This is a genomic window from Nocardioides sp. Root240 (assembly GCF_001428825.1).
Lineage (GTDB): Bacteria > Actinomycetota > Actinomycetes > Propionibacteriales > Nocardioidaceae > Nocardioides.
This window is the reverse complement of sequence record NZ_LMIT01000013.1, coordinates 603,653-627,901: the sequence shown is the minus strand read 5'-3', so window position 1 is coordinate 627,901 and position 24,249 is coordinate 603,653. Positions and strand designations below refer to the sequence as shown.

The window sequence follows — 24,249 nt, the reverse complement described above, 5'->3', positions numbered from 1 at the left end:
GGCCGGCATGAGGATCGTGGTCGCGGACGACTCGGTGCTGCTCCGCGAGGGACTGCAGCTGCTGCTCGCGGAGGCCGGGCACGACGTCGTCGCGGCCGTCGGCGACGGCCCCGGGTTCGTCGACGCGGTGCTCGAGCACCGTCCCGACCTGGCGATCGTCGACGTCCGGATGCCGCCCAGCCACACCGACGAGGGGCTGCGTGCCGCCGTGGCGGTGCGCCGGGCGTGGGCCGGGGCGCGGGTGCTGGTGCTGTCGCAGTACGTCGTCGCGTCGTACGCCGACGAGCTGCTCGCCACCGGCGAGGGCGGGGTGGGCTACCTGCTCAAGGACCGGGTCAGCGAGGTCGCGGAGTTCCTCGACGCGCTGGTGACGGTCCAGGCCGGCGGCACCGCGCTGGACCCGATGGTCGTGCGCCACCTGATGGGCAGGCGGCACGACCCGCTGCTCGCGCTGACGCCGCGCGAGCGGGAGGTGCTCGCGCTGATGGCCGAGGGCCGCTCCAACGCGGCCGTCGCCGAGGCGCTCGTGGTGTCCCTCGCGGGCGTGGAGAAGCACACGCAGCGGATCTTCGCCAAGCTCGGCCTCGCGCCCGACGACGACCAGTCGCACCGGCGGGTGCTGGCCGTCGTCCGGTACCTCAGTGCCGGGGGTCAGGCCGGGTCGTCGGGATAGCGGATCCCCAGCTGCTGTCGTAGTCCGTCCATCTGCCCCAGCAGGGTGAGCGTCTGCTCGTGCGGTACCAGCGGGCTCTCCCGCAGGTCGGCGAGGACGCAGCGGTCCACCTCGGCGATCTCGTTGCCGTAGCCCACCCCGATCACCGGCTCCCGGCCGGTCAGCACGACCTGCTGGTCCGGTCGGCCGACCGGCGTGAACACGGCCGACCCGGGGTGGTGGAAATCGCCGTGCAGCTCGATCCGGCCGAGGTCGGTCGCGATGGAGGCAGCCCGCGAGGACCACGAGGACATGGACGCGTGCATGCTGGCGACCGCGCCGCCGGGGTAGCCCCCGGCGATCGCGACGTCGAGGTCGATCCCGGTCTCCGCGAGGCTGGCGACAGCGGTCAGCTCGACGGCCTCGCCGAGCATCAGGTGGGCGAAGGTGAGCGGGTAGATGCCCATGTCGAGCAGCGCCCCGCCGCCCAGCTCGGGCGCGAACATCCGACCCGTCGGCGGCGCGTCCACCCGGAAGCCGAGCTCGGCCGCCAGGTGCAGGGGCGTGCCGAACCGGCCGGTGGCCAGCTCGTCGCGCAGCTCGCGGATCACCGGGTGGCAGGCCATCCACATCGCCTCCATGAGGAAGCGGTCGTGCGCGCGGGCGAGCCGGACCATCTCCTCGGCGTCGGCCGCGCGGAGCGTGAGCGGCTTCTCGCACAGCACGTGCTTGCCGGCCTCGAACGCCGCCCGGGCGCCCTCGAGGTGCAGCGCGTGGGGCGTGGCGATGTAGACGACGTCGACCGCGGGGTCGGCGAGCAGCGCGGCGTAGGTACCGTGCGCGTGGGTGTCCGCGTCGCCGTACTCCCGGGCGAAGGCGGCGGCCCCCTCGGCGGAGCGGGAGCCCACGGCCGCGAGGCGCGCGCCCGGAACGAGTGCGAGGTCGGTGGCGAAGGTCCGGGCGATCTTGCCGGTGGCGAGGATGCCCCAGCCGATCGGGTCGGGCGACGAGGTCATGGTCACGACCCTACGAGGCGTGGGGGACACGGCGGTGCGAATGACATCGATGTGATTCGCGGGTTAGAGTGGGTGTCCGTACACCCGTTGAACTGCCCCATCCGAGCGTCGAGGAGACCTCATGAGCGCCGAGCGCAGCCACCAGGACGCCACCCCGGTCGTTCCGGCCGACCTCAGCGACCGTGACTGCGCGATCCTGGAGTTCGAGCGTCAGTGGTGGAAGTACGCCGGCGCCAAGGAGACCGCGGTGCGCGAGCAGTTCGACATGAGCGCCACCCGCTACTACCAGGTGCTCAACGCCCTCATCGACCGTCCCGAGGCACTCGCCCACGACCCGCTGCTGGTTCGTCGCCTGCGTCGCCTGCGCTCCCAGCGCCAGCGCCAGCGCTCCGCGCGCCGCCTCGGGTTCGAGATCTGACCGACGTCCCCAGAGAGGTGGCCGTGACCTTCCCCGCCTGGCCTGCTCGCAACGAACGTGGTGCGGTCCTGCCCTCGCCCGTCGTCCTGCTCAGCGTCGTCGCGGTGATCCTCGCCGCGGTGGCCTTCGTGACCACGCGCGGCGACGAGCCCGCCGAGCGCGACATCTCCGCCACCACCGCGGCCGCCGACCCGACCGACGACGCGTCGTCCGACGGCACGGACGCTCCCTCCGAGGGCGCGACGACCGGCGCCCCGACCGACACCGCGACCACCGAGGCACCCGCCCCGAAGCCGGTCGTGCGCAGCGAGCACTCCGTCGTCGTCTTCAACAACACCGCGATCGCCGGCCTCGCCGGGCGCGTGTCGGAGAAGGTCAAGGAGGCCGGCTGGACGGTCGCCGCCGCCGACAACTGGTACGGCACCGTCCCGGCCACCACCGTCTACTTCCCGAAGGGCAAGAAGGCCGCAGCCCAGCTGCTCGCCCTCGACCTGGGCGTGGCCCGGATCAAGCCGGCCGACACCGACAGCGACATGTCGGACACGAAGCTCACCCTCATCCTCACCGGCGAGCTCGATTGAGCCTGCCCTCCGCCTCCGGAGGGTTGAAATTTCACACACCGGTCACCGCGGTCGTGTGAAGACGTGGTGGGATGGAGCAGTGAGGTTCGCGTCCGCCGAAGGTGAGCAGCGCTACGACGCCGTGGTCGGCGTCGCGTCGCGGACCGTCGTCGGCCTGGACTTCGACGGCACGCTGGCGCCGATCGTGGACGACCCCGCCCGGGCGCACATCCACCCCGGGGCGGCCGAGGTGCTCGTCGAGCTGGCGACGGAGGTGGCCGCGATCGCGGTGATCACCGGTCGCCCGGCGCGACAGGCGCTGGACCTCGGCGGGCTGGAGGAGGTCGGCGACGCCCTGGAGGCGGCCGGCAAGGAGCTCTTCGTCTTCGGGCAGTACGGCAACGAGCGCTGGAGCTCGGGACGGCGCCGGATCCTCGGGGCGCGACCGCCGCGCGGGCTGGCGACGTTCGAGCGCGACCTGCCGCGGACGCTGCGCCAGGCCGACGCGAGCGACGCCTTCGTCGAGGACAAGGGTCTCGCGGTCGCCGTCCACACCCGGCGGCTGCCCGACGCGGAGCAGGCGTTCGAGCGACTGTTGCCCCCGATGCGTGAGCTGGCGCGCCAGCACGGGCTGGTGCTGGAGCCGGGCCGCTCGGTGATCGAGGTCCGCTCGGCGGGCTCGCACAAGGGCATGGTCGTCAACCGGCTCGCGGCGGTGCTCGACGCCGAGGGCTTCGTGTTCGCGGGCGACGACCTCGGCGACGTCGAGGCCTTCGAGGCGCTCGAGGACCTCGCCGGCCAGGGCCTGGCGACGCTGCGGGTCTGCTCGGCGTCCGACGAGCAGAGCGCGCTGATGGACCTCTCGGACGTCGTCGTCCGCGGTCCCGACGGGGTGCTGGAGCTGCTCGGCCGACTCGCGGCCGACGCACGCGCCCGGCGCTGACGGCGCCGTACATCTCACATCCCGGACGACCGTCTCGGCATCCGGAATCTCGATTCGTGGTGGGTGACCTGTCACCCGTACGCTGATCCTGCTCATCCAGAGGGACTGAGGGAACGGCCCGAAGAAGTCCCGGCAACCGCCGCGAACTCCCGGACGCGTCAGCACAGCTGACGCGGACGTCGCGGAACACGGTGCCAAATCCGACCCGGCGAAAGTCGCACGGGACAGATGAGAAGGAGGAATCCATGAGCGCCGTTGCGACGGAACCCGGTACGACGACCACCAGCACCCTGCGCGAGGGTGCCTTCGGGCACGCGAAGGCCCTGGCCTGCCGCGAGTGCGGGCACCAGGTCGCCCTCGGCCCCTTCTACGCCTGTCCGGAGTGCTTCGGACCGCTGGAGATCGCCTACGACTTCCCGGCGATCACCCGCGAGGAGATCGAGGCCGGCCCGGCCAACATCTGGCGCTACAAGGCGCTGCTGCCGGTGCCCTCGGACATCGAGTCCAGCCCGAACACCGAGCCCGGCTTCACCCGCCTGATCAAGGCCGACAACCTCGGCCGCGAGATCGGCATCACCAACCTGTGGGTGAAGGACGACTCGACCAACCCGACCAACTCCTTCAAGGACCGCGTCGTCGCCTGCGCCCTGAGCGCCGCCCGCGAGCTCGACGCGAAGGTCTTCGCCTGCCCCTCGACCGGCAACCTCGCCAACGCGGTCGCCGCCGCGGGCGCCCGCGCCGGCATCAAGACGGTCGTCTTCATCCCGAGCAACCTCGAGCAGCCCAAGCAGGTCAACTCGGCGATCTTCACCGAGAACCTCGTCGCCGTCGACGGCAACTACGACGACGTCAACAAGCTCGCCTCCGAGATCGCCGGCGAGGAGGAGGGCTGGGCGTTCGTCAACGTCAACGTCCGCCCCTACTACGCCGAGGGCTCGAAGACCCTGGGCTACGAGATCGCCGAGCAGCTCGGCTGGCGCCTGCCCGACCAGGTCGTCATCCCGGTCGCCTCCGGCTCGCAGCTGACCAAGGTCGACAAGTCCTTCCAGGAGCTGATCAAGCTCGGCCTCGTCGAGGACAAGCCCTACCGCATCTTCGGCGCGCAGGCCACCGGCTGCGGCCCGGTCGCCACCGCCTTCAAGGCCGGCACCGACGCGATCCGCCCGGTCAAGCCGGACACCATCGCCAAGAGCCTGGCCATCGGCAACCCGGCCGACGGCATCTACGTCCTCGACATCGCCCGTCGTACCGGCGGCGCCATCGAGGAGGTCACCGACGAGGAGATCCGCGCGGGCATCGTCCTGCTGGCCCGCACGGAGGGGATCTTCACCGAGACCGCCGGCGGTACGACGACCGCGGTCGCCAAGAAGCTCGTCGAGACCGGACAGCTGGACCCGGAGCTCGAGACCGTCATCATCAACACCGGTCACGGCCTCAAGACGCTCGACGCGGTCTCCGGCCACGTCAGCGCCGCCGCGACCATCGCTCCGACCTACAGCGCCTTCAAGGCGACGGGTCTCTGAGCACCCACCCGAGCAAGCCCGAGCACGAAGGAACCCCCATGGCAGTCAGCGTCCGGATCCCCACCATCCTCCGCACCTACACCGGCGGCGAGTCCGAGGTGAGCGCCAACGGCGCCAACGTCGCGGAGATCCTGGACGACCTCGACGCCACCTACGCGGGCATCAAGGGCCGGATCGTCGACGAGGACGGCAAGCTGCGCCGCTTCGTCAACGTCTACGTCAACAACGACGACGTCCGCTTCGAGCAGGACCTCGCCACCCCGACGCCCGACGGCGCCGAGGTGTCGGTCATCCCCGCCGTCGCCGGCGGCTGCTGAGAACTCAGCGCGGCCCCCGCCAGACGTACCTCGTGTACTGGACGCCGACGGTGTCGGTGCGTCCGGTGCGCCCCGGGGCTCCGGTCGGGCCGTGGCTGGTCCACAGCAGGCGGAACCGGAAGGTGCCGTCGGCGCGCACCAGGCTGCGCGGGATCGGATAGATCAGCCGGCGACGGTCCTTCGCGGCGAAGAGGTCGATGTCACGCACCCGCCCGTCGGGGGTGACGACCTCGAGGTCGGTGTCGATGTCCCACTGGTAGCGGCCGCGGACGACCAGGAGCACCGGATAGCCCGGCACCCGGTTGCGCGGGACGCCCACACGGTGGGCGGTGCGGGCGAGAGCTTCCTGCCGCCAGCTGGTGTTGAAGGCCCGGTAGCGCAGACTGCCGTCGACAGCGCGGACCCGGGCATGGCGCTGGGTGAGCGTCGCGGTGCGGGTCGCTGCCGCCGGACGGGTGATGGCGGTCGTGACCAGGGCCCGGTAGTCCCAGGAGACGGTGAACGGCTTCGACAGCGGACCGTCGGCCCAGTGGTCGCCGTCGGAGAGCAGGATCCTGATCCGGTAGGTCCCCTCGGGGGCGAGGGACATGCCGCCGCCGGGTGGTTGGTACATGCCGTTCCAGCGCAGCAGCGGCTCGTCACCGTCGACGATCCACGCCCCGTCGACGAAGTCGTCGGGGCCGAGCACCTGGAACATCACCGAGGTCGACTGCGTGATCGTCGTGTCGAGGTGGTGCCGGAAGGCGATGGTGTGCGGGACGCCGGGGTGGGTGTCGCGGGGGTAGATGGTCGGCGCGCTGGGGGTGAGTGCCGTCAGCGGCGGTGCCGTGCTCACGAAGATCGGGGTCGAGGCGGCGGCGGGCGCCTTCCCGGCGGCCGTGGCCGTCACCGAGAACGCGTAGGTGCCGGCCGGCAGCGGGGCGCCGGTCGTGGCGGAGCTGATCGGGAGCGCCACCCCGCCCGGGCCGTGCGCCGTGACGAGCTGGTCCGGCGTGAGGTCGGCCTCGGCGACCGCCTGCCCGCCCGCCGAGAGCAGCGACCAGTGCACGGCATCGGCGTCGGTCGTCACCGTGACGGTCGCCGACTCCCAGTAGCCGTCGCCGTTCTCGTTCAGGAGCGGGTCGTGACCGGACACGTTGAGCCAGGTGGCCTCCGCGGCGCCGGCCGACGGGGCACATACGAGGGCCGCGCCGAGCGCCACGGCCGTGAGCAGGCGCAGGAATCGGCGCACGGGTCCTCCCGAGACGATGCGCCGGGCCTCGGTCAGCCCAGCAGTTGTGCCGCCAGCGCGGCGCTCGCAGGATAGTCCACCTTGCTGACCGGGGTCCGCGGAACGGTGTCGATGAAGAGCACCGTCTTCGGCACCTTGTAGTTGGAGATGAGGGCGCGGCAGTGGTCGCGCACGTCGTCCTCGGTGAGCGTCGAGCCCTCGCGGCGCTGCACCATGGCGGTCACCTGCTGGCCCCACCGCTCGTGCGGCGTACCGACCACGACGGCGTCGAAGATCTCGTCGTGGCGCAGCAGCACCGCCTCGACCTCCTCGGGGTGCACCTTCTCGCCGCCGGTGTTGATGCATACCGAGCCGCGGCCGAGCACGGTCACCGAGCCGTCCTCCTCGCGGCGGGCGAAGTCGCCGGGGACGACCCAGCGCACGCCGTCGACCTCCTTGAAGGTGGCGGCGGTCTTGACCGGGTCCTTGTAGTAGCCGAGCGGGACCGGGCCGGTGCGGGCGAGCATGCCGTCGACGCCCGGCGGGCACGGCTTCATCTCGGCGTCGAAGACCTCGACCTTGTCGTCGACCGTGAACCGCGGCGCGGCCGAGCCGCCCTCGGAGCCGTCGTCCATGCGGGAGCCGGCGGCGCCGGACTCCGAGGACCCGTACGAGTCGAGGATGAAGCGGCCCGGCAGGGCGCGGCGGATCTCCTCGCGGACGCCGTCGGACAGGGGAGCGGCGCCGTTCGAGACAGCGACCAGGCTCGAGAGGTCCCACCGGTCCGGCTCGGCCAGGATCGCCTCGGCGACCGGGCGGCCCATCGCGTCGCCGAGGAAGGTCAGCGAGACGACCTTCGCCCTCTCCACCAGGTCGAGGACGCCGGTCGCGCTGAAGTTCGCGTCGGTGAAGAGGGCAACCGTCTGGCCGGCGACGTGGCCGTTGCCGAGGATCCACTGGCTGCCGCCGTGCATCATCGGGCCGCAGGCGAGCAGCACCATCGGGGTCTCGACGGCCACCGCCTCCTCGGCCAGCTGCTCGACCGACTCGAGCGGGGCGCCGTAGCGCGCGGCGTTCAGCGCGGCCCGCAGCAGGTCCTCGTTGCGCCACACGACGCCCTTCGGGTTGCCGGTCGTGCCGCCGGTGTAGAGCACGTAGTGGTCGTCGGCTGAGCGGCCGTTGACCGGGCGCTCGGGCGATGCGGCGGCGAGTGCGGCGTCGTAGCCCTCGCCGAGGACGACCATCTCGCGGAGCGTGGGGACGTCGAGCGCGCGGACCGCGTCGACGTACTCGGGGGCGATGATCGTCGCGACGCAGTCGGCGTTGTCGTAGAGGTAGGCCAGCTCGTCGCGGAGGTACTTGAAGTTGATGTTGATCGGGACCGCCCGCGCCTTGAGGCACCCGTAGAGCGCGTCCACCCACTCGATCCTGTTGGTCGCGTGCACCGCGACGTGCTCGCCCGGCTGGATGCCGAGCCCGGTCAGGTGGTTGGCCAGACGGGTCGCGCGGTCGTCGATCTCGGCGAAGGTCCACGCCCGGTCCATGGTGAACACGGCGACCCGGTCCGGCACGGCGTCGGCCATCGCCTCGAGGACGTCGGCGAGGTTGATCGGGCGGGGCGTTGCTGTGGCGGCGGTCACAGTGGACAGCCTGCCAAACTAGAACAAGTTCTCGCCAGCGTTCTTCGACAGAATGGGACCATGGCCACGCACCGCTACGCGCTCGACCTCGTCTGGCAGGGCAACCACGGCTCCGGTACGTCGGGCTACCGCGACTACGGCCGCGACGTGCTGCTCCGCGCGGAGGGCAAGCCGGACCTCCTCGGCTCCGCCGACCCGACCTTCCGAGGCGAGGCGTCCCGGTGGAACCCCGAGGAGCTGCTGCTCGCCGCGCTCGCCCAGTGCCACCTGCTGTCCTACCTCCACTCCGCCGTCAACCACGGCATCGTCGTCACCGGCTACGACGACAGCCCCGTGGGCACCATGGAGCAGGTCGGCCAGGGCGGTCGCTTCACCGAGGTGCTGCTGCGCCCGCGCGTGAGGATCGCCGATGCCGCGCAGGCACGGCTCGCCGGCCAGATCCATGAGGAGGCCAGCCGCAACTGCTTCATCGCCGCGTCGGTGAACTTCCCCGTCCGGCACGAGCCGGTGACCGAGGTCGGCTGATCTGGGGCTGCGCGCCACCGCAGGGCCACGAACCGTTCACGTGGGTCTGGTTCAAAGCACCCATGAGTACACCCCGCAGGGCCCTCGTGGCCGTCGGCGTCGTCCTGGCCGGCGTCGGTGTCACCACCGGAGGAGGCCGCGAGCTGCTCCGCAGGCAGGCCGCGATCGCCCGTGCCCGGATCGGCAAGCCGCTCGGCGAGGAGGCGCTCGCGGCGGACAAGACGTGGAAGCGGAAGTCGTACGCCGGCGTACCGCTCCACCTGCTGGTGCTCGGTGACTCGATAGCGGCCGGCCTCGGCGCGGAGCGGCCCAAGGACACGCTCGGTGCGCGGCTGGCCCGCGGGCTCGCCAAGGAGCTGCAGCGGCCCGTGTCCCTGAGCACCGCGGCGGTCGTCGGGTCCGAGACCTCGGCGCTCGCCGGCCAGCTCGACGGCCTGCCGGAGGGCTACCGCGCGGACGTCGCCGTGATCGTCGTCGGTGGCAACGACGTCACGCACCGGGTGCCGACGGCGACGTCGGCGGCGCAGCTGGAGGAGGTCGTCGTGCGGTTGCTCGAGCGCGGCACCGAGGTCGTCGTGGGGACCTGCCCCGACCTCGGCGCGCTCCGTCCGGTGCCCCAGCCGCTGCGCTCGTTGGGCTCGCGGATGTCGCGCCAGCTCGCCGCGGCGCAGGCCGAGGTCGCCGTCCGCAACGGCGCACACGCGGTCTCCCTGGCCTCGGTGGTCGGTCCCTTCTTCATCACCAACCCGGACGAGATGTTCAGCCTCGACCGCTTCCACCCGAGCGCGCTCGGCTACAAACGCACCGCCAAGGCGCTGCTGCCGTCGGTGCTGCTGGCGCTCGGCCACAGCGGTCGCGTGCCCTTCGGCCACCACGCGCCCGCTCTGTAGTTTCGACCGGGTGCCGACCCTCCTGCTCGCGACCTTCGACCTGATGCCCGACGGTGAGCCGGGCGGTGCCGCCCTGGTCGCCGCCTTCGCCGAGCGCGGCGTCGACGCCCGCTGGGAGCGGTGGGACGACCCGGCGGTCGACTGGTCGGACGCCGACCTGGTCGCGGTGCGCTCCACCTGGGACTACCACCGGCGGCTGCCCGCCTTCCTCGACTGGGCACGCCGCGTCGAGGCGTCGACGCCGCTGCTCAACGGTGCCGAGGTGTTCGCCTGGAACGCCGACAAGGTCTACCTGGCCGAGCTCGCGGACGTCGTCCCGGCGGTCCCGACCGCGACCCTCGACGACACCGACCTGGCCGGCGGGCTCACCGCCGGGCTCGAGCGCTGGGGCAGCGTCGTGATCAAGCCGCGCACCGGCGCGGGCGGCACCGGCCTCGTGGTCGCGGAGAGCTTCGCCGACCCGCGGCTGGAGGGTCTGGTCCCCGGGCCGTGGATCATCCAGCCGGTCGTCGAGTCCGTGCGCACGGTGGGGGAGTCGTCGGTCTACGTCTTCGGCGGGGTCGCGGTCGCACAGGTCGACAAGGCCCCGGCGGCGGGCGAGGTCCGCGTCCACGAGCTGTACGGCGGGCACTCGCGCCCGGTGCCGCTCGACCCGGCGCGTGCGGAGGTCGCCGCCGAGGCGGTCCGGGCCGTCGAGCGTCGTACCGGGGCGGACCTGGCGTACGCCCGGATCGACCTGATGTCCTGGGAGGGCGCCTGGGTGGTGAGCGAGCTGGAGCTGATCGAGCCGGGCCTCTACCTCGACGTCGACCCGGCCAACGCCGTCCGGTTCGCCGACGCCGTCCTCCCTCGGCTGAATCCGCGCTGAGAACCCGGACCTCTCCTTGCACTCGCCATGGTCGAGTGCTAAACATGACGTTGGCACTCTCGCCTTGAGAGTGACAACGGACATCGCGAAGGATCGCAGGAGTTATGTCGAAGCTGATTGCTTTCAACGAGGAGGCCCGGCGTGGCCTCGAGCGTGGCATGAACACGCTCGCCGACGCCGTCAAGGTCACCCTTGGCCCGAAGGGTCGCAACGTCGTCCTGGAGAAGAAGTGGGGCGCCCCCACGATCACCAACGACGGTGTCTCCATCGCCAAGGAGATCGAGCTCGAGGACCCCTACGAGAAGATCGGCGCCGAGCTGGTCAAGGAGGTCGCGAAGAAGACGGACGACGTCGCCGGTGACGGTACGACGACCGCGACCGTCCTCGCCCAGGCGCTCGTCAAGGAGGGCCTGCGCAACGTGGCCGCCGGGGCGAACCCGATGGGTCTCAAGCGCGGCATCGAGGCCGCCGTCGCCGCCGTGTCCGAGCAGCTGCTCGGCATGGCCAAGGACGTCGAGACCCGCGAGCAGATCGCTGCCACCGCCACCATCTCCGCCGGTGGCGACGCCACCGTCGGTGACGCCATCGCCGAGGCGATGGACAAGGTCGGCAAGGAGGGCGTGATCACGGTCGAGGAGTCGAACACCTTCGGCATCGACCTCGAGCTCACCGAGGGCATGCGGTTCGACAAGGGCTACATCTCGGCCTACTTCGTCACCGACCCCGAGCGCATGGAGACCGTCCTCGAGGACGCCTACGTGCTCATCGCCAACAGCAAGATCAGCAACGTCAAGGACCTGCTGCCGCTGCTGGAGAAGGTCATGCAGTCGGGCAAGCCGCTCGTCATCCTCGCCGAGGACGTCGACGGCGAGGCGCTGTCGACCCTGGTCGTCAACAAGATCCGCGGCACCTTCAAGTCCGTCGCCGTCAAGGCGCCGGGCTTCGGCGACCGCCGCAAGGCCATGCTGCAGGACATCGCGATCCTGACCGGCGGCCAGGTCATCTCCGAGGAGGTCGGCCTCAAGCTGGAGTCGGCCGGCATCGAGCTGCTCGGCCAGGCCCGCAAGGTCGTCATCACCAAGGACGAGACCACCATCGTCGAGGGTGCCGGCGACCAGGCCCAGATCGAGGGTCGCGTCAACCAGATCCGCGCCGAGATCGAGAACAGCGACTCGGACTACGACCGCGAGAAGCTCCAGGAGCGCCTCGCCAAGCTGGCCGGCGGCGTGGCCGTCATCAAGGTCGGCGCGGCCACCGAGGTCGAGCTCAAGGAGCGCAAGCACCGCATCGAGGACGCCGTCCGCAACGCGAAGGCGGCCGTCGAGGAGGGCATCCTCCCCGGTGGTGGCGTCGCGCTGGTCCAGGCCGGTGCCACGGCCTTCGACAAGCTCGAGCTCGAGGGTGACGAGGCCACCGGCGCGAACATCGTGAAGGTCGCGCTGTCCGCCCCGCTGAAGCAGATCGCGATCAACGCCGGCCTCGAGGGCGGCGTCGTCGCGGAGAAGGTCGCCAACCTCCCCGCCGGCCAGGGCCTCAACGCCGCGACCGGTGAGTACGTCGACCTGCTGGCCAACGGCATCATCGACCCGGCCAAGGTGACCCGCTCGGCGCTGCAGAACGCCGCGTCGATCGCCGCGCTGTTCCTCACCACCGAGGCCGTCGTGGCCGACAAGCCGGAGAAGGCCGCCGCTGGTGGCGACCCGACCGGTGGCATGGGCGGCATGGACTTCTGAGTCCGCCCCACCTCAGCACCACCCACGAGGCCCCCGCTCCGGCGGGGGCCTCGTGGCATTTCGGACGTGGCCCCGACGCGGTCCCCGGGGAGCGCGCACATTACGATTCGGCCATGACGGAGGCCGCGCAGACCCAGCACGAGCACGACCTGGTCCTGGTGGTGGACTTCGGGGCGCAGTACGCCCAGCTGATCGCCCGCCGGGTGCGCGAGGCGCGGGTCTACTCCGAGATCGTCCCGCACACGATGCCGGTCGCCGAGATGGTCGCCCGCAACCCGAAGGCGATCATCCTGTCCGGCGGCCCGTCGTCGGTCTACGCCGACGGCGCCCCGGCGATCGACCCGGCCGTCTTCACGTCCGGCCCCGCCGTCTTCGGCATGTGCTACGGCTTCCAGCTGATGGCCCGCGGCCTCGGCGGCACCGTCTCCGCGACCGGCGCCCGCGAGTACGGCCGGACCCGCGTCAGCGTGAGCCAGGGCGGCACCCTCCTCGAGGGCATCCCGGCCGAGCACAACGTGTGGATGTCGCACGGCGACTCCGTCTCCGCCGCGCCCCAGGGCTTCACCGTCCTCGCCTCGACCGAGGTCACCCCGGTCGCCGCCTTCGAGGACGTCGACCGCGGCCTCGCCGGCGTCCAGTGGCACCCCGAGGTGCTGCACTCCGAGCACGGTCAGCGCGTCCTCGAGCACTTCCTGTGGGACATCGCCGGCTGCCGCCAGACCTGGACCATCGGCAACATCGCCGAGGAGCAGATCGCGCGCATCCGCGAGCAGGTCGGTCCCGAGGGCCGTGCCATCTGCGGCCTCTCCGGCGGCGTCGACTCCGCGGTCGCCGCGGCCATCGTGCAGAAGGCCATCGGTGACCGCCTCACCTGCGTCTACGTCGACCACGGCCTGATGCGCAAGGGCGAGACCGAGCAGATCGAGCGTGACTTCGTCGCCGCGACCGGCGCCAAGTTGGTCATCGTCGACGCCGAGAAGCAGTTCCTCGACGCCCTCGCCGGCACCTCCGAGCCCGAGGCCAAGCGCAAGATCATCGGCCGCGAGTTCATCCGCGCCTTCGAGGGCGCCGAGCTCGAGGTCATCAAGGACGCGCCCGAGGGCTCCAAGGTCGGGTTCCTCGTCCAGGGCACGCTCTACCCCGACGTCGTCGAGTCCGGCCACGGCTCCGGCACGTCGACGATCAAGTCCCACCACAACGTCGGCGGCCTCCCCGAGGACCTGGAGTTCGAGCTCGTCGAGCCGCTCCGCGAGCTGTTCAAGGACGAGGTGCGCGCCGTCGGCGCCCAGCTCGGCCTCCCCAACGTCATCGTCCAGCGCCAGCCCTTCCCGGGCCCCGGCCTGGGCATCCGGATCATCGGCGAGGTGACCCGCGAGCGCCTCGACATCCTCCGCGAGGCCGACGCGATCGCCCGTGAGGAGATGACCGCCGCCGGGCTCGACGGCGACATCTGGCAGATGCCGGTCGTCCTCCTCGCCGACGTCCGCTCGGTCGGTGTCCAGGGCGACGGCCGGACCTACGGCCACCCCGTGGTCCTCCGTCCGGTGACGTCGGAGGACGCGATGACCGCCGACTGGGCCCGCCTGCCCTACGACGTGCTGGAGAAGATCTCGACCCGGATCACCAACGAGGTGGCCGAGGTCAACCGGGTGACGGTCGACATCACGTCGAAGCCCCCGGGCACGATCGAGTGGGAGTAGTCGCCGCCTGAGAGGCCGGGCCGGGTGGACCGGGACCAACGTCCCGGCGCCGGATGGTCTTTCGAGGCCTCCGGCGGCGACGGTCGGACCCGATCCACGCCGGCCTCGCCGTTCCGGCGCGGCGCCCGCCCCTGCGCTCCTACCATCGAGCACAGGGGGCCCGCCGTCCTGAGGGAGCAGTGCCAGGCGTGGCCGGGAGCGAGGTCGCCATGGCATCCGTTGCTGCGCAGGCACTGACTGCGGAGCGGCTGGCGCGCGCGCTCGCACAGGGTGACCTCGTCGTCCACTACCAGCCCTGCTACGACCTGCGGACCGGGGACATGGTCGCGGTCGAGGCGCTGGCCCGGCTCCGTGATCCCGACTCCGGCGAGCTGGTGCCGCCGTCGGCCTTCCTCGACGTCGCGGAGGCCTCGGGCCTGGTGGTGCACCTCGACGAGATGGTGCTCACGTGTGCCGCGGAGCAGGTCGCCGCGTGGCGAAGGATCCCCGCCGGGCGCAGGCTGTGCCTGGCCGTGAACCTGTCCCCGGCGGACCTCGACGACCCGACGCTGCCGGTGCGCTTCCGCGAGGCGACCGAGGCGGCCGGGCTGCCGATGGACGCGGTCATCGTCGAGCTCACCGAGACCCTGCTGTCGCAGACCGGGCGCGGGCACGAGCAGGTGCTCGCCGAGCTCGCCGCGATGGGCGCCAACGTCACCCTCGACGACTTCGGCACCGGGAACGCCAGCTTCGACTACCTGCGCCGCTTCCACGTCGACGGCGTCAAGATCGACCGCTCGTTCGTGCAGTACCTCGGCAGTGGTGGCCGGCGTGACCGGATGGCGGAGTCGCTCGTGCGCTTCTGCCTCTCCTTGGGCGTGCACGTCGTCGCCGAGGGCATCGAGCGTCCGCGCCACGTCGCGGCGCTGCGGCGGCTGGGCTGCCCGTTCGGGCAGGGCTTCCTGATGAGCCGGCCGCTCCCGGCCCCTGAGGTGGAACGACTGCTGGTCGCCGGGGCCGTCCCGGAGGCGCTCGGTCGTCTGGACGACCCGGTGCTGCTGCCGGCCTTCGCCACGGACCCCGACGCCCACCGGTTCTCCGCCTTCGAACGACTGGTGCCCCGCGTCCTCGCCGTGCTGGTCGCATCGGTGCTCGTCCTGGTGGCGGTGCTGTCGGCGGCGGGACACCACCACAGCCACGAGAACCTGACCGACGCGGCACGCACCCGGCTCGCCGCGATCGACTCGCTGGCCGCCGAGGGCGTCGACATGCGCCTCGGCGGGCTCCGGGACGTCGTCACGACGTTCAGCCGCAGCGACACGGTGGGTCGCGCACTGGCGACCCGCGACCCCGAGCGGATGGAGCTCGCGCTCGAGGCGCTCGCGTCGTCCTCCCGGGGGATCTTCAACACCTCGTTGTACGCCGCCGACGGGACCATGCTCGCGCTCGCCCCTGAGCAGCCCGAGCCGGTGGTGGTGGGCCGCAGCTTCGCCTACCGCGAGTGGTACCGACCGGCCGGTCGCTCCACGTCCGCCTACATCACGCAGGCCTACCAGCTGATGACGCCTGACCGGACCTGGGCGATCGCGGTCGCCGCGGCGGTGCGCGACGACCGCGGCCGGGTGAGCGGCTTCGTGGTGGCGACGATCGCGCTGTCCGGCCTGCAGGCCGACATGACGGCGGTCTTCCGGAGGTACGGCGTCCGGGTCAGCGTCGTCGACCGCCACGACATCACCCTGGCCGACTCCGGCGGGAGGGTGGGCCGGCGTTCCACCGACCAGCGGCTGCTCGCCGGTCGTGAGGCCTCGGGACACGGCGACGACAGCATGCTGTGGGCGGTCAGCGCCGTCCCGGCCATCGGCGGGTGGCTGCTCGTCGAGCAGGATCGCGACGAGGCGGTCGGCACCGCCATCGGTCACGCCGATCCGCTGATCATCGGGATCCTCATCGGAACCGGCTTCGTCGCCGTGCTGCTGTGGGCGGGGAACGACCGCCGCCGGCGCGCGCTCAAGACCGACCTGCGCACCCGCAACGCATGGCTCACCTCGATCCTGGACGCCACACCCACCCCGGTGCTGGTGAGCGACGCCGAGGACCAGGTGCTCCAGGCCAATGCCGAGGCGGCCGCGCTGCTCGGCGTACCGTCCGCGTCCCTGCGCGGCCAGACCGTCAGCAGCTGGCTGACCACCCGCGACCAGCCGACGACCGGCCGCGACGCGACGCCCGCCACGGTCGTGACGCGCGACGGCGAGGTGCGTCTGGTCGAGGTGCGGGTCCGCGAGCTCACCGGCCCGCAGGGCGAGCCGATGCGGCTGCACGCCCTCATCGACGTGACGCCGCACCACGAGGAGCACGACCGGCTGCGGGCGCAGGGGCGCGTGGACCCGCTCACCGGGCTGGCCAACCGGATCGCGTTGCAGGAGGCGCTGACGGCTGCTTCCGCACCCGGACGCTCGCCGCACGCCCTCGTGATGCTCGACCTCGACGGCTTCAAGGCGGTCAACGACGAGCTGGGCCACGCCGCCGGGGACAGCGTGCTGTGCGTCGTCGCCGACGTCCTGGGCTCCGCGGTCGGGGCCGACGACACCGTCGCCCGCGTCGGTGGCGACGAGTTCGTCCTGGTCGTCCGCCTCGACGAGTGGGGCAGCCACACCCGGCTCGCCGACAGCCTGCGCCAGCGGGTCCAGGCCGCCCTCGACGCGCACCCCTTCGCCCTCGACGGCCGGGTGGGGGCCAGCATCGGCTCCGCGCTGATCGGGGTGGACGGCCACGACAACGACGAGCTGCTGCGGCTCGTCGACCAGCGCATGTACGTCGCGAAGCGGCGCCGAGCCGGCCGCAACCGGCGCAGCGAAGGCCTGCCAAACTAGAACGTGTTCCAGTAGCCTCGTCGGGTGACCCAGTTGAGCAAGACCGCATCCCTGGTCCGCGTCGGGCTGGCCTACCTGGTTGCCTTCGGTGCGGCCACGGTGTGGCTGGTCGCCGGGCCGGACACCGAGTGGTGGTGGCTGGACGGCCTCGTCGCGGACCTGGTCGCCACCGTGGTCGTGTTCGGGGCGAGCAGGCTGCTGCACAACTCCAGCTGCTACGACCCGTACTGGAGCGTGCTGCCGCCCTTCCTGGTCGGCTTCTGGTTCCTCGCCGCGCGCGACGTGGTCGGCGTCAGCGACGAGCGCTCGGTCCTGCTGGTCGTGGTCGTCGCGGTCTGGGCGATCCGCCTCACCGGCAACTGGCTGCACGACTGGCCGGGCCTGCACCACGAGGACTTCCGCTACCCGGAGGTGCGCGCGAGTGCCGGCCGCTTCGCGCTGGCCGCCGACTTCGTGGGCATCCACCTGGTGCCGACGCTCATCGTGTTCCTGGGCCTCGTGCCGGCGTACGCCGTGCTGACCCGGCCGGGCGACGACCTCGGCTGGCTCGACGGGGTCGCCCTCGTGGTGGGCATCGGGGCGCCGGTCCTGCAGTTCGTGTCCGACGCGCAGATGCGCGCCTTCATCAAGGTCCGCCAGCCGGGGCAGGCGATGGAGCAGGGCCTGTGGGCCTGGTCGCGGCACCCCAACTACTTCGGCGAGGTCGCCTTCTGGTGGTCGCTCGCACTCTTCGGCATCGCCGGTGCGCCGGGCGACTGGTGGTGGCTCGTCGTCGGCGGGGTCGCGATGACGGCGATGTTCGAGGGTGCCAGCATCCCGATGATGGAGAAGCGCAGCCTCGAGCGGCGGCCGACCTACCAGGACGTGATCGACCGCGTGCCGCGGCTGGTGCCGCGCCCGCCGCGCCGCCGTACTCCCGCATGACGCGGCCGCGCGTCGTCGTCGCCGGCCTGGGTGACAGCGGCCTGCTGACCGCGATCCACCTCGCCCGCGCGGACGTCGACGTCGTCGGCATCTCCAGCAAGCCCGGCCTGGTCAGCGGCCAGGAGCTCGGCCTGCGGCTGGCCCGCCCCGACGACTGGGCGCGTGACTACCGCATCGGCTTCGACCGCTTCCGGCGGCTGGACCGCGCCGAGGTCGTCCACGGCGAGCTGGTCGGCCTCGACCCGGAGGCGCGGACGGTTGACGTCGGCGACCGCACGATCCGGTACGACGTCCTGGTGATCGCGACCGGTGTGAGCAACGGCTTCTGGCGGCGCCCGGGATTCCAGACCGATGCCGACGTCACCGCCGGTCTGGCCGCCGCGCACGACCGGCTCGGCGCCGCGCCGAGCGTGCTCGTCGTCGGCGGGGGAGCGGCCGCCGTGAGCAGCGCGCTCCAGCTCGCGACCCGGTGGCCGGACAAGCCGGTCACGCTCGCCTTCCCCGGCGACCGGGCGCTGCCCCAGCACCACCCGCGGGTCTGGCAGGTCGCCCGCCGGCGGCTCGCGTCGGCGGGGGTGCGCCTGCTGCCGGGCCACCGCGCCGTCGTACCGGACGGATCGGCGCTCGACGAGATCACCACCGGCCCCGTCGCGTGGTCCACCGGCCAGCCCGCGACCGACGCGGGCGCCGTGCTCTGGGCGATCGGGAAGGTCCGGCCCAACACCGACTGGCTGCCGCACGAGCTGCTCGACGGCCACGGCTTCGTGCGGGTCGAGCCGACCCTGCGGCTCCCCGGCCTGCCCGACGTCTTCGCGATCGGCGACGTCGCCGCGACCGACCGGCTCCGCTCGTCCGCACGCAACCGCGCCGACAAGCTGCTGGGGCGCAACGTCCGCGCCCACCTGGCCGGCCGCCCGCTGGTGGAGTACCGCGCCCCGCGCCGCCGGTGGGGCTCCGTGCTCGGCCCGGAGGCGGACGGGTTGCGGGTGTTCGCGCCCTCGGGGCACCCGTTCCGATTCCCCGCGTGGACGGTCGATCGGATGCTGCAGCCGTTGATCGTGCGGCGCGGGATCTATGGCGGGGTCCGGCCCTTCCGGCGATGACGGCGTTGCCGTCAGGGCTCTCGCGCGTCAGGGCCGCGGAGGGAATCGCAGTTCCGCGGCGCACTCCCGCGCACCCCCACCGGGAGGGCGGGAAGGGCAAGCTGCGCGAGGAGTACGCCGCGGAGTGATCGGCCCCGATCCGGCGGGACTACTTGGTGAACAAGCTGACCCCGCCGGGGCCCACGAGCAGGCCGACCACGATCAGCACGACCCCCCACAGCACCTCGCCCCTGACCAGGCTGACGATGCCGGACACCACGAGGATGACGGCGAGGATCCACAAGATGAATGTCATGACTGCTCCCTTCTGAGGGGCCTTGCGGCCCTGAACCGAGGTACCCCGGCAGTCCCGGAGCAGACGGTTCACCTGACCTTCACCGGGCGACGGGGTGTGGTGCCGACGGCGCCCTGAGGTCAGTCCGAGGCTCCCAGGGCGTCGTCCGGAACGACGTGCATGGCCGCCTCCTCGGCGCTGGCCGCCGCGCCGTCGATCCCGACGTCCTCGGCGACGAGGTCCTTCTCGAGGTCGTCGCCGAGGCCCGCGTCGGGCGCGACCAGGCGGCCGGCACGCGCATCGCCGACCTCGAAGCCCTCCTCGTCCGCGTCGTGGGGCTGCCCGTCCTCGTCCTCCGGCTCGGCGAGCGGGTCCGGCTCGGGCACCTCCTCGGCGAGCCGGTCGTCGAGCGGCCGGTCGTGGGCCTGCTCCCACGGCGTGGTGCCGTACTTCTGGGCGGCGGAGTAGCCCTCGGGCGGCGAGTAGCCGCGGTCCAGCTCGTCGTCGACGTCGTCGTCCGCGAGGGTGTCCTCGGGCTGGAGCTGGTCCTCGTCGTCGGCGCTGTAGTCGTCGCTGTAGTCCTGGGGTTCGTTGGTGCTCATCCGCCTGCGGTACCCCGAGGTCGGCGAGTCCTACGCTGTCGGCGTGGAATCACTTGCGCTCGCCTTCTCCTCGGGATGGGCCAGCGGGATCAACAGCTACCTGGTGGTCCTCGTGCTCGGCCTGGCCGACCGCGCCGGCTCGTTCGAGCAGGTGCCCGACGTGCTCGGTCGCTGGGAGGTGCTGGCCGTCGCGGCGTTCATGTACGCCTTCGAGTTCGTGGCCGACAAGATCCCGTACGTCGACTCCGCGTGGGACGTGGTCTCGACCGCGATCCGGCCCGTGGTGGGCGGCGTGGTCGGGGTGTTGATCGCGGGCGACTCGACCTCGGTCAACGAGCTGGTCGGCGGCGTGGTCGGCGGGGGCAGCGCGCTCGCGTCGCACTCGGTGAAGACCGGCACCCGGATGGCGGTGAACACCGTCCCCGAGCCGTTCTCGAACATCGGCATCAGCCTGGGTGAGGACGTCGCGGTGCTCGCGGTGGTGTGGTTCGCGGTGGAGCACCCGGTCCCGGCGGCCGCGATCGCGCTGGTGCTGCTGGTCGCGGGGCTGGCCCTGCTCTGGCTCGCGTGGCGGTGGGTACGACGGGGGTGGGCCCGGTTCCGGGCGTGGCGCGAGCGCCGTCGTGGCCCGGTTCCGTCGGACCCATTGACTTAAGTTCAAGTCTCGTACTAAATAGGAGTCGTGCCGCTCGTCCTCGGCGTCGACTCCTCGACGCAATCCACCAAGGCCGTCCTCGTCGACGCTGTCGACGGGACCGTCGTGGCCCAGCAGTCCGCCCCGCACCCGCCCGGGACCGAGGTCGACCCGCGGGCCTGGCTCGCTGCCGTCGACACCGCGACGGCCGGACTGGTCGAGCGGGCGGACGCGGTCGCGGTGGCCGGCCAGCAGCACGGCATGGTCGCCCTCGGTGCCGACGGCTCGCCGGTGCGCGACGCACTGCTCTGGAACGACACCCGTTCGGCGCCGGCCGCCGCAGCGCTGGTCGAGGAGCTGGGCGGGCCGCAGGCCTGCGCCGAGGCGCTCGGCAGTGTGCTGGTCGCCTCCTTCACCAGCACCAAGCTGCGCTGGCTGCGCGACAGCTCGCCGGCGCTCGCCGCGGCGGTCGAGCGGGTGCTCCTCCCGCACGACTACGTCTCGGCCCACCTCGCCGCGCCGGGCACCGCCGCCTTCACCGACCGCGGCGACGCCTCGGGCACCGGCTACTTCGACGCCCGCACCGGCGCCTGGCGCCACGACCTGCTCGCCGCCGCGCTCGGCCACGACGCCGCGCTGCCCCTCGTGGTCGCCCCGGGCGCGGTCGCCGGGCACACCGCGGCGGGCCAGGTCCTCGCCGCCGGCACCGGCGACAACATGGGCGCCGCCCTCGGGCTGGGCCTGGGCCCCGGCGACGTGCTGGTGTCCATCGGTACGTCGGGCGTGGCCTCGGCCGTCGTACCGGACTCGGTGGCCGACGGCACCGGCACGGTCACCGGCTTCGCCGACGCCACCGGCGGCTACCTCCCGATGGTGACCACGATGAACGCCGCCGGGATCCTCGACCTGCAGGCCCGCTGGCTCGGTGTCGACCACGACGGGCTCGCCGCGCTGGCCCTCGCCTCCACCCCGGGCGCGGGCGGCGTGACGCTGTCGCCGTACTACGGCGGCGAGCGCACCCCGAACCGTCCCGGCGCCACCGGCACCTGGACCGGCCTGACGCCCGCGACGACGCGGGAGGACCTGGCCCGCGCCGCCTTCGAGGCGCTGCTCTGCTCGCTCGCCGACGCGGTCGACGCCCTCGTCGCGGCGACCGGCGTCGAGGCCCGCCGCGTGCTGCTGACCGGCGGCGCCGCCCGCAGCGCGGCCGTCCGGGCGCTCGCCCCGACGCTGCTCGGGCGCGAGGTCGTGCTCCCCGAGCCGGGGGAGTACGTCGCCCGCGGCGCCGCGCGGCAGGCGGCCTGGGCACTCGCCGGCACCCCTGCTCCGCCGGAGTGGGCCCTGCCGACCGAGACCACGCTGCCCGTCGTACCTCCGCACGATCCAACGCTGTCCGATCCCACGGTCCGCGAGCGCTATGCCGCGCTGCGCGACCGACTCGCCGACTCCTGAGAGGGAAACCCTGATGAACCGCCCCGTCCCCACCCCCGCTGACAAGTTCTCCTTCGGTCTCTGGACCGTCGGCTGGGAGGCGCGCGACCCGTTCGGCGACGCCACCCGCGCGCCGATGGACCCGGTCCACGCGCTCGAGCAGCTGGCCGCGATCGGCGCCTACGGCGTGAACTTCCACGACGACGACCTGATCCCGTTCGGCTCCGACGACGCCACCCGCGACGGGATCATCGAGCGCTTCCGCAAGGGGCTCGCCGACACCGGCCTCGTCGTCACCACCGCGACGACGAACCTGTTCACGCACCCGGTCTTCAAGGACGGCGCGTTCACGTCCAACAACCGCGACGTGCGCCGGTTCGCGCTCCGCAAGGTGATGCGCAACCTCGACCTCGCCGCCGAGCTGGGCGCGAAGGTCTACGTCTGCTGGGGTGGCCGGGAGGGCGCGGAGTACGGCGCCGCGAAGGACGTGCCGGCCGCGCTCGACCGCTACCAGGAGGCCTTCAACGTGCTGGGCGAGTACGTCGTCGACCAGGGCTACGACCTCCGCTTCGCGATCGAGCCCAAGCCCAACGAGCCGCGCGGCGACATCCTGCTGCCGACCGTCGGCCACGCGCTGGCGTTCATCGAGACCCTCGACCGGCCCGAGCTGGTCGGCCTCAACCCGGAGGTCGGGCACGAGGAGATGGCCGGGCTCAACGCGGCCGCGGGCTACGCCCAGGCGCTGTGGCAGGACAAGCTGTTCCACATCGACCTCAACGGCCAGAACGGCCCGAAGTACGACCAGGACCTGCGCTTCGGCGCCGGCAACGTCCGCGGAGCGTTCTGGGTGGTCGACACGCTCGTCTCGGGCGGGTACGACGGACCCGTGCACTTCGACTACAAGCCGGTCCGCCCGGAGACCGAGGCCGGCGTGTGGGCCTCGGCGAAGGCGTGCATCGACAACTACCTCATCCTGCGCGACAAGGTGACCGCCTTCCGCGCCGACCCCGAGGTCCAGGCGGCGCTGGTCGAGGCCGAGCTGCCCGAGCTCGCCCGCCCCACGCTCGCGGACGGCGAGGGCTGGCGCGGCCTGCTCGAGTGGACGCTGCCCGACGCCGCGGCGATCGAGGCGCTCGCGACGCGCGAGGTGGCGATGGAGAAGCTCGACCAGCTCGCCCTCGAGCACCTCTACGGCGTTCGTGGCTGACACCTCCGGGCCCGACTCGCTCCGGCGACGCAACGCCGCGGCCGTCGTCCGCTCCCTGCGGACCGACGGCCCGGCGTCGCGCGCCGAGCTGGCCGGCCGGACCGGGCTCGCGAAGGCGACCGTCGGCACCATCGCCGCCGGACTCGAGGATGCGGGCGTGGTCCGCGAGCTCTCGCAGGTCCGCAACGGTGAGCGTGGCCGTCCGGGGCAGCTGCTCACGCTCGAGGGTGGCCGGCCGGTCGGGCTCGGCTTCGAGGTCAACGTCGAGTACGTCGCCGCGGTCGTCCTCGACCTCGCCGGCACCGTGCGCCGCGACGTCACCCGGCCGGTCGGCTCCGGTGGAGTCGTCGCCGCGCTCGCCGCCCTGGCGGAGTCGCTGGCGGGCGACCTTGCTGCGGCGGGGCTGACGCCGGAGGGTGCCACGGTCGCCGTACCGGGGTTGGTGGGGGGTGACGACCGCACCGCCGTCTGGGTGCCCAACCTCGACGTCGCCGGCACCGCCGTCGCCGACGCGGTCGACACCGCCCTCGGCTGGTCCGGGCGCACCCGCGTCACCAACGACGCCGACTGCTCGGCGCTCGCCGAGCTGCACCACGGTGCCGGTCGCGGCGCCGGGCACCTGCTGTACCTCACCGGAACCGTGGGCATCGGTGCCGGCCTGGTCGACGACGGCCGCCTGCTGCGCGGCGCCCGCGGCTTCGCCGGCGAGGTCGGCCACCTGCCCGTCGGCGAGCCGACCGCCCGCTGCGGCTGCGGACGGACCGGCTGCTGGGAGGCCTCGGTCGGCCTGCACGCCCTGCTCGCCGCGGTGGGCCGGCCGGAGGCAGGTACGCCGCAGGAGACCGCTGCGGCCGTGGCGCTGGCCGCGTCGTCCTCGCCCGCGGTGCGCGAAGGCGTGGCCTCCGTCGCCCGCTGGCTGGGCCGCGGCCTCGGCGTCGTCACCGGCGTCGTCGACCCCGGCACCATCGTCCTCGGCGGCTACTTCGCCCCCCTCGGCGACCTGGTCCTCATCCCAGCGGCCGAGGAGCTCGCCGCGACCCTGGCCAGCAGCGCGCTCGGCGTACCCGACCTCCGTCTCGGCGAGCTCGGCACCGGCTCCGCCTCCACCGGTGCCGCCGAACGCGCCCTCGAGCACGTCCTCTCCGGCACCTCCGACCTCCTCTGACCCCCCCGAAGTGTTAGAAGGTGCGCGCCGAAGTGTGAGAAGGTGCGCGTCGAAGTGTGAGAAGG

The 24,249-nt window shown here is 72.7% G+C and carries 23 protein-coding genes and 1 riboswitch; of the genes, 18 read left to right on the top strand and 5 right to left on the bottom strand.

Annotated features, from left to right (window positions below; translation table 11 throughout):
• Positions 1 to 7 precede the first annotated feature (7 nt).
• Positions 8 to 673, top strand: coding sequence for a response regulator (locus ASE20_RS20375; RefSeq protein WP_056896357.1), 666 nt, complete (start codon positions 8 to 10; stop codon positions 671 to 673).
• Here the strand turns inward: ASE20_RS20375 and ASE20_RS20370 are convergent.
• Positions 652 to 1,668, bottom strand: a complete 1,017-nt coding sequence (locus tag ASE20_RS20370; protein WP_056896429.1) for a Gfo/Idh/MocA family protein — start codon at positions 1,666 to 1,668, stop codon at positions 652 to 654. The two genes, ASE20_RS20375 and ASE20_RS20370, sit on opposite strands and share 22 nt — an antisense overlap.
• 121 nt (positions 1,669 to 1,789) lie before the next feature.
• Between ASE20_RS20370 and ASE20_RS20365 the strand changes: the two genes are divergently transcribed.
• The 5 genes from ASE20_RS20365 to ASE20_RS20345 all read left to right on the top strand — a co-directional run bounded on the left by ASE20_RS20365 (position 1,790) and on the right by ASE20_RS20345 (position 5,429).
• Positions 1,790 to 2,086, top strand: a complete 297-nt coding sequence (locus ASE20_RS20365; protein WP_056896356.1) for a DUF3263 domain-containing protein — start codon at positions 1,790 to 1,792, stop codon at positions 2,084 to 2,086.
• 23 nt (positions 2,087 to 2,109) lie between these two features.
• On the top strand, positions 2,110 to 2,667 hold the full coding sequence (locus tag ASE20_RS20360) for a LytR C-terminal domain-containing protein (protein WP_082612696.1): 558 nt from the start codon (positions 2,110 to 2,112) through the stop codon (positions 2,665 to 2,667).
• 79 nt (positions 2,668 to 2,746) lie between these two features.
• The gene (gene otsB, locus ASE20_RS20355) at positions 2,747 to 3,589 is read left to right on the top strand and encodes a trehalose-phosphatase (RefSeq protein ID WP_056896354.1); all 843 of its coding nucleotides are present in this window, start codon (positions 2,747 to 2,749) and stop codon (positions 3,587 to 3,589) included.
• Between the two features lie 89 nt (positions 3,590 to 3,678).
• Positions 3,679 to 3,824, top strand: a riboswitch (SAM riboswitch).
• A gap of 10 nt (positions 3,825 to 3,834) precedes the next feature.
• Entirely contained in the window at positions 3,835 to 5,112 is a 1,278-nt protein-coding gene (gene thrC, locus ASE20_RS20350) for a threonine synthase (protein WP_056896353.1), read from the top strand.
• A gap of 38 nt (positions 5,113 to 5,150) precedes the next feature.
• On the top strand, positions 5,151 to 5,429 hold the full coding sequence (locus ASE20_RS20345) for a MoaD/ThiS family protein (RefSeq protein WP_056896352.1): 279 nt from the start codon (positions 5,151 to 5,153) through the stop codon (positions 5,427 to 5,429).
• A gap of 4 nt (positions 5,430 to 5,433) precedes the next feature.
• Here the strand turns inward: ASE20_RS20345 and ASE20_RS20340 are convergent, their stop codons facing one another.
• Both ASE20_RS20340 and ASE20_RS20335 read right to left on the bottom strand, forming a co-directional pair.
• Entirely contained in the window at positions 5,434 to 6,660 is a 1,227-nt protein-coding gene (locus ASE20_RS20340; protein WP_056896351.1) for a hypothetical protein, read from the bottom strand.
• Between the two features lie 32 nt (positions 6,661 to 6,692).
• Positions 6,693 to 8,279 carry an AMP-binding protein gene (locus tag ASE20_RS20335; protein WP_056896350.1) on the bottom strand — a complete coding sequence of 529 codons (1,587 nt, stop codon included), beginning with the start codon at positions 8,277 to 8,279 and terminating at the stop codon, positions 6,693 to 6,695.
• A 60-nt stretch (positions 8,280 to 8,339) separates the two neighbouring features.
• On the opposite strand from ASE20_RS20335, the gene ASE20_RS20330 reads away from it, so the two are divergent.
• The 8 genes from ASE20_RS20330 to ASE20_RS20295 all read left to right on the top strand — a co-directional run bounded on the left by ASE20_RS20330 (position 8,340) and on the right by ASE20_RS20295 (position 18,871).
• Positions 8,340 to 8,804, top strand: coding sequence for an OsmC family protein (locus ASE20_RS20330; protein ID WP_056896349.1), 465 nt, complete (start codon positions 8,340 to 8,342; stop codon positions 8,802 to 8,804).
• Positions 8,805 to 8,866: 62 nt separating this feature from the next.
• On the top strand, positions 8,867 to 9,694 hold the full coding sequence (locus ASE20_RS20325; protein WP_082612643.1) for an SGNH/GDSL hydrolase family protein: 828 nt from the start codon (positions 8,867 to 8,869) through the stop codon (positions 9,692 to 9,694).
• Positions 9,695 to 9,704: 10 nt separating this feature from the next.
• Positions 9,705 to 10,562, top strand: coding sequence for an ATP-grasp domain-containing protein (locus ASE20_RS20320; RefSeq protein ID WP_056896347.1), 858 nt, complete (start codon positions 9,705 to 9,707; stop codon positions 10,560 to 10,562).
• Positions 10,563 to 10,666: 104 nt separating this feature from the next.
• The gene (gene groL / locus ASE20_RS20315) at positions 10,667 to 12,295 is read left to right on the top strand and encodes a chaperonin GroEL (protein ID WP_056896346.1); all 1,629 of its coding nucleotides are present in this window, start codon (positions 10,667 to 10,669) and stop codon (positions 12,293 to 12,295) included.
• Positions 12,296 to 12,408: 113 nt separating this feature from the next.
• Positions 12,409 to 13,995 carry a glutamine-hydrolyzing GMP synthase gene (gene guaA / locus ASE20_RS20310; RefSeq protein ID WP_056896345.1) on the top strand — a complete coding sequence of 529 codons (1,587 nt, stop codon included), beginning with the start codon at positions 12,409 to 12,411 and terminating at the stop codon, positions 13,993 to 13,995.
• A gap of 209 nt (positions 13,996 to 14,204) precedes the next feature.
• The gene (locus ASE20_RS20305; protein ID WP_162261055.1) at positions 14,205 to 16,844 is read left to right on the top strand and encodes an EAL domain-containing protein; all 2,640 of its coding nucleotides are present in this window, start codon (positions 14,205 to 14,207) and stop codon (positions 16,842 to 16,844) included.
• Between the two features lie 24 nt (positions 16,845 to 16,868).
• Complete coding sequence (locus ASE20_RS20300) at positions 16,869 to 17,768, top strand: DUF1295 domain-containing protein (RefSeq protein ID WP_056896343.1); 900 nt, start codon at positions 16,869 to 16,871, stop codon at positions 17,766 to 17,768.
• Positions 17,765 to 18,871: an NAD(P)/FAD-dependent oxidoreductase gene (locus tag ASE20_RS20295; protein ID WP_056896342.1), complete on the top strand. Its 1,107-nt coding sequence runs from the start codon at positions 17,765 to 17,767 to the stop codon at positions 18,869 to 18,871. The genes ASE20_RS20300 and ASE20_RS20295 overlap by 4 nt, the downstream gene beginning before the upstream one ends.
• Positions 18,872 to 19,019: 148 nt before the next feature.
• Here ASE20_RS20295 and ASE20_RS25205 read toward each other — a convergent pair whose 3' ends face one another.
• Both ASE20_RS25205 and ASE20_RS20290 read right to left on the bottom strand, forming a co-directional pair.
• Positions 19,020 to 19,166 carry a GPGG-motif small membrane protein gene (locus ASE20_RS25205; RefSeq protein ID WP_164483684.1) on the bottom strand — a complete coding sequence of 49 codons (147 nt, stop codon included), beginning with the start codon at positions 19,164 to 19,166 and terminating at the stop codon, positions 19,020 to 19,022.
• A 119-nt stretch (positions 19,167 to 19,285) separates the two neighbouring features.
• Positions 19,286 to 19,747, bottom strand: coding sequence for a DUF5709 domain-containing protein (locus ASE20_RS20290; protein ID WP_056896341.1), 462 nt, complete (start codon positions 19,745 to 19,747; stop codon positions 19,286 to 19,288).
• 43 nt (positions 19,748 to 19,790) lie between these two features.
• Between ASE20_RS20290 and ASE20_RS20285 the strand changes: the two genes are divergently transcribed.
• Genes ASE20_RS20285 through ASE20_RS20270 form a run of 4 tightly spaced genes read left to right on the top strand, consistent with a single transcriptional unit; the run spans position 19,791 to position 24,184 of the window.
• On the top strand, positions 19,791 to 20,402 hold the full coding sequence (locus ASE20_RS20285) for a DUF4126 domain-containing protein (RefSeq protein ID WP_056896428.1): 612 nt from the start codon (positions 19,791 to 19,793) through the stop codon (positions 20,400 to 20,402).
• Positions 20,403 to 20,429: 27 nt separating this feature from the next.
• On the top strand, positions 20,430 to 21,833 hold the full coding sequence (xylB, locus tag ASE20_RS20280; RefSeq protein WP_056896340.1) for a xylulokinase: 1,404 nt from the start codon (positions 20,430 to 20,432) through the stop codon (positions 21,831 to 21,833).
• Positions 21,834 to 21,846: 13 nt separating this feature from the next.
• Complete coding sequence (xylA, locus tag ASE20_RS20275; protein ID WP_056896339.1) at positions 21,847 to 23,019, top strand: xylose isomerase; 1,173 nt, start codon at positions 21,847 to 21,849, stop codon at positions 23,017 to 23,019.
• On the top strand, positions 23,012 to 24,184 hold the full coding sequence (locus ASE20_RS20270) for an ROK family protein (protein WP_056896338.1): 1,173 nt from the start codon (positions 23,012 to 23,014) through the stop codon (positions 24,182 to 24,184). The genes xylA and ASE20_RS20270 overlap by 8 nt, the downstream gene beginning before the upstream one ends.
• Positions 24,185 to 24,249: the final 65 nt, after the last annotated feature.

Excerpts from the sequence above, each read along its gene's own strand:
- ASE20_RS20345 (WP_056896352.1), top strand. The coding sequence starts at position 5,151 with ATGGCAGTCAGCGTCCGGATCCCCACCATCCTCCGCACCTACACCGGC.
- guaA (WP_056896345.1), top strand. The coding sequence starts at position 12,409 with ATGACGGAGGCCGCGCAGACCCAGCACGAGCACGACCTGGTCCTGGTG.
- groL (WP_056896346.1), top strand. The coding sequence starts at position 10,667 with ATGTCGAAGCTGATTGCTTTCAACGAGGAGGCCCGGCGTGGCCTCGAG.
- ASE20_RS20375 (WP_056896357.1), top strand. The coding sequence starts at position 8 with ATGAGGATCGTGGTCGCGGACGACTCGGTGCTGCTCCGCGAGGGACTG.
- ASE20_RS20290 (WP_056896341.1), bottom strand. The coding sequence starts at position 19,747 with ATGAGCACCAACGAACCCCAGGACTACAGCGACGACTACAGCGCCGAC.
- ASE20_RS25205 (WP_164483684.1), bottom strand. The coding sequence starts at position 19,166 with ATGACATTCATCTTGTGGATCCTCGCCGTCATCCTCGTGGTGTCCGGC.
- ASE20_RS20305 (WP_162261055.1), top strand. The coding sequence starts at position 14,205 with ATGGCATCCGTTGCTGCGCAGGCACTGACTGCGGAGCGGCTGGCGCGC.
- ASE20_RS20330 (WP_056896349.1), top strand. The coding sequence starts at position 8,340 with ATGGCCACGCACCGCTACGCGCTCGACCTCGTCTGGCAGGGCAACCAC.
- ASE20_RS20325 (WP_082612643.1), top strand. The coding sequence starts at position 8,867 with ATGAGTACACCCCGCAGGGCCCTCGTGGCCGTCGGCGTCGTCCTGGCC.
- ASE20_RS20370 (WP_056896429.1), bottom strand. The coding sequence starts at position 1,668 with ATGACCTCGTCGCCCGACCCGATCGGCTGGGGCATCCTCGCCACCGGC.
- thrC (WP_056896353.1), top strand. The coding sequence starts at position 3,835 with ATGAGCGCCGTTGCGACGGAACCCGGTACGACGACCACCAGCACCCTG.
- ASE20_RS20365 (WP_056896356.1), top strand. The coding sequence starts at position 1,790 with ATGAGCGCCGAGCGCAGCCACCAGGACGCCACCCCGGTCGTTCCGGCC.
- ASE20_RS20295 (WP_056896342.1), top strand. The coding sequence starts at position 17,765 with ATGACGCGGCCGCGCGTCGTCGTCGCCGGCCTGGGTGACAGCGGCCTG.
- xylA (WP_056896339.1), top strand. The coding sequence starts at position 21,847 with ATGAACCGCCCCGTCCCCACCCCCGCTGACAAGTTCTCCTTCGGTCTC.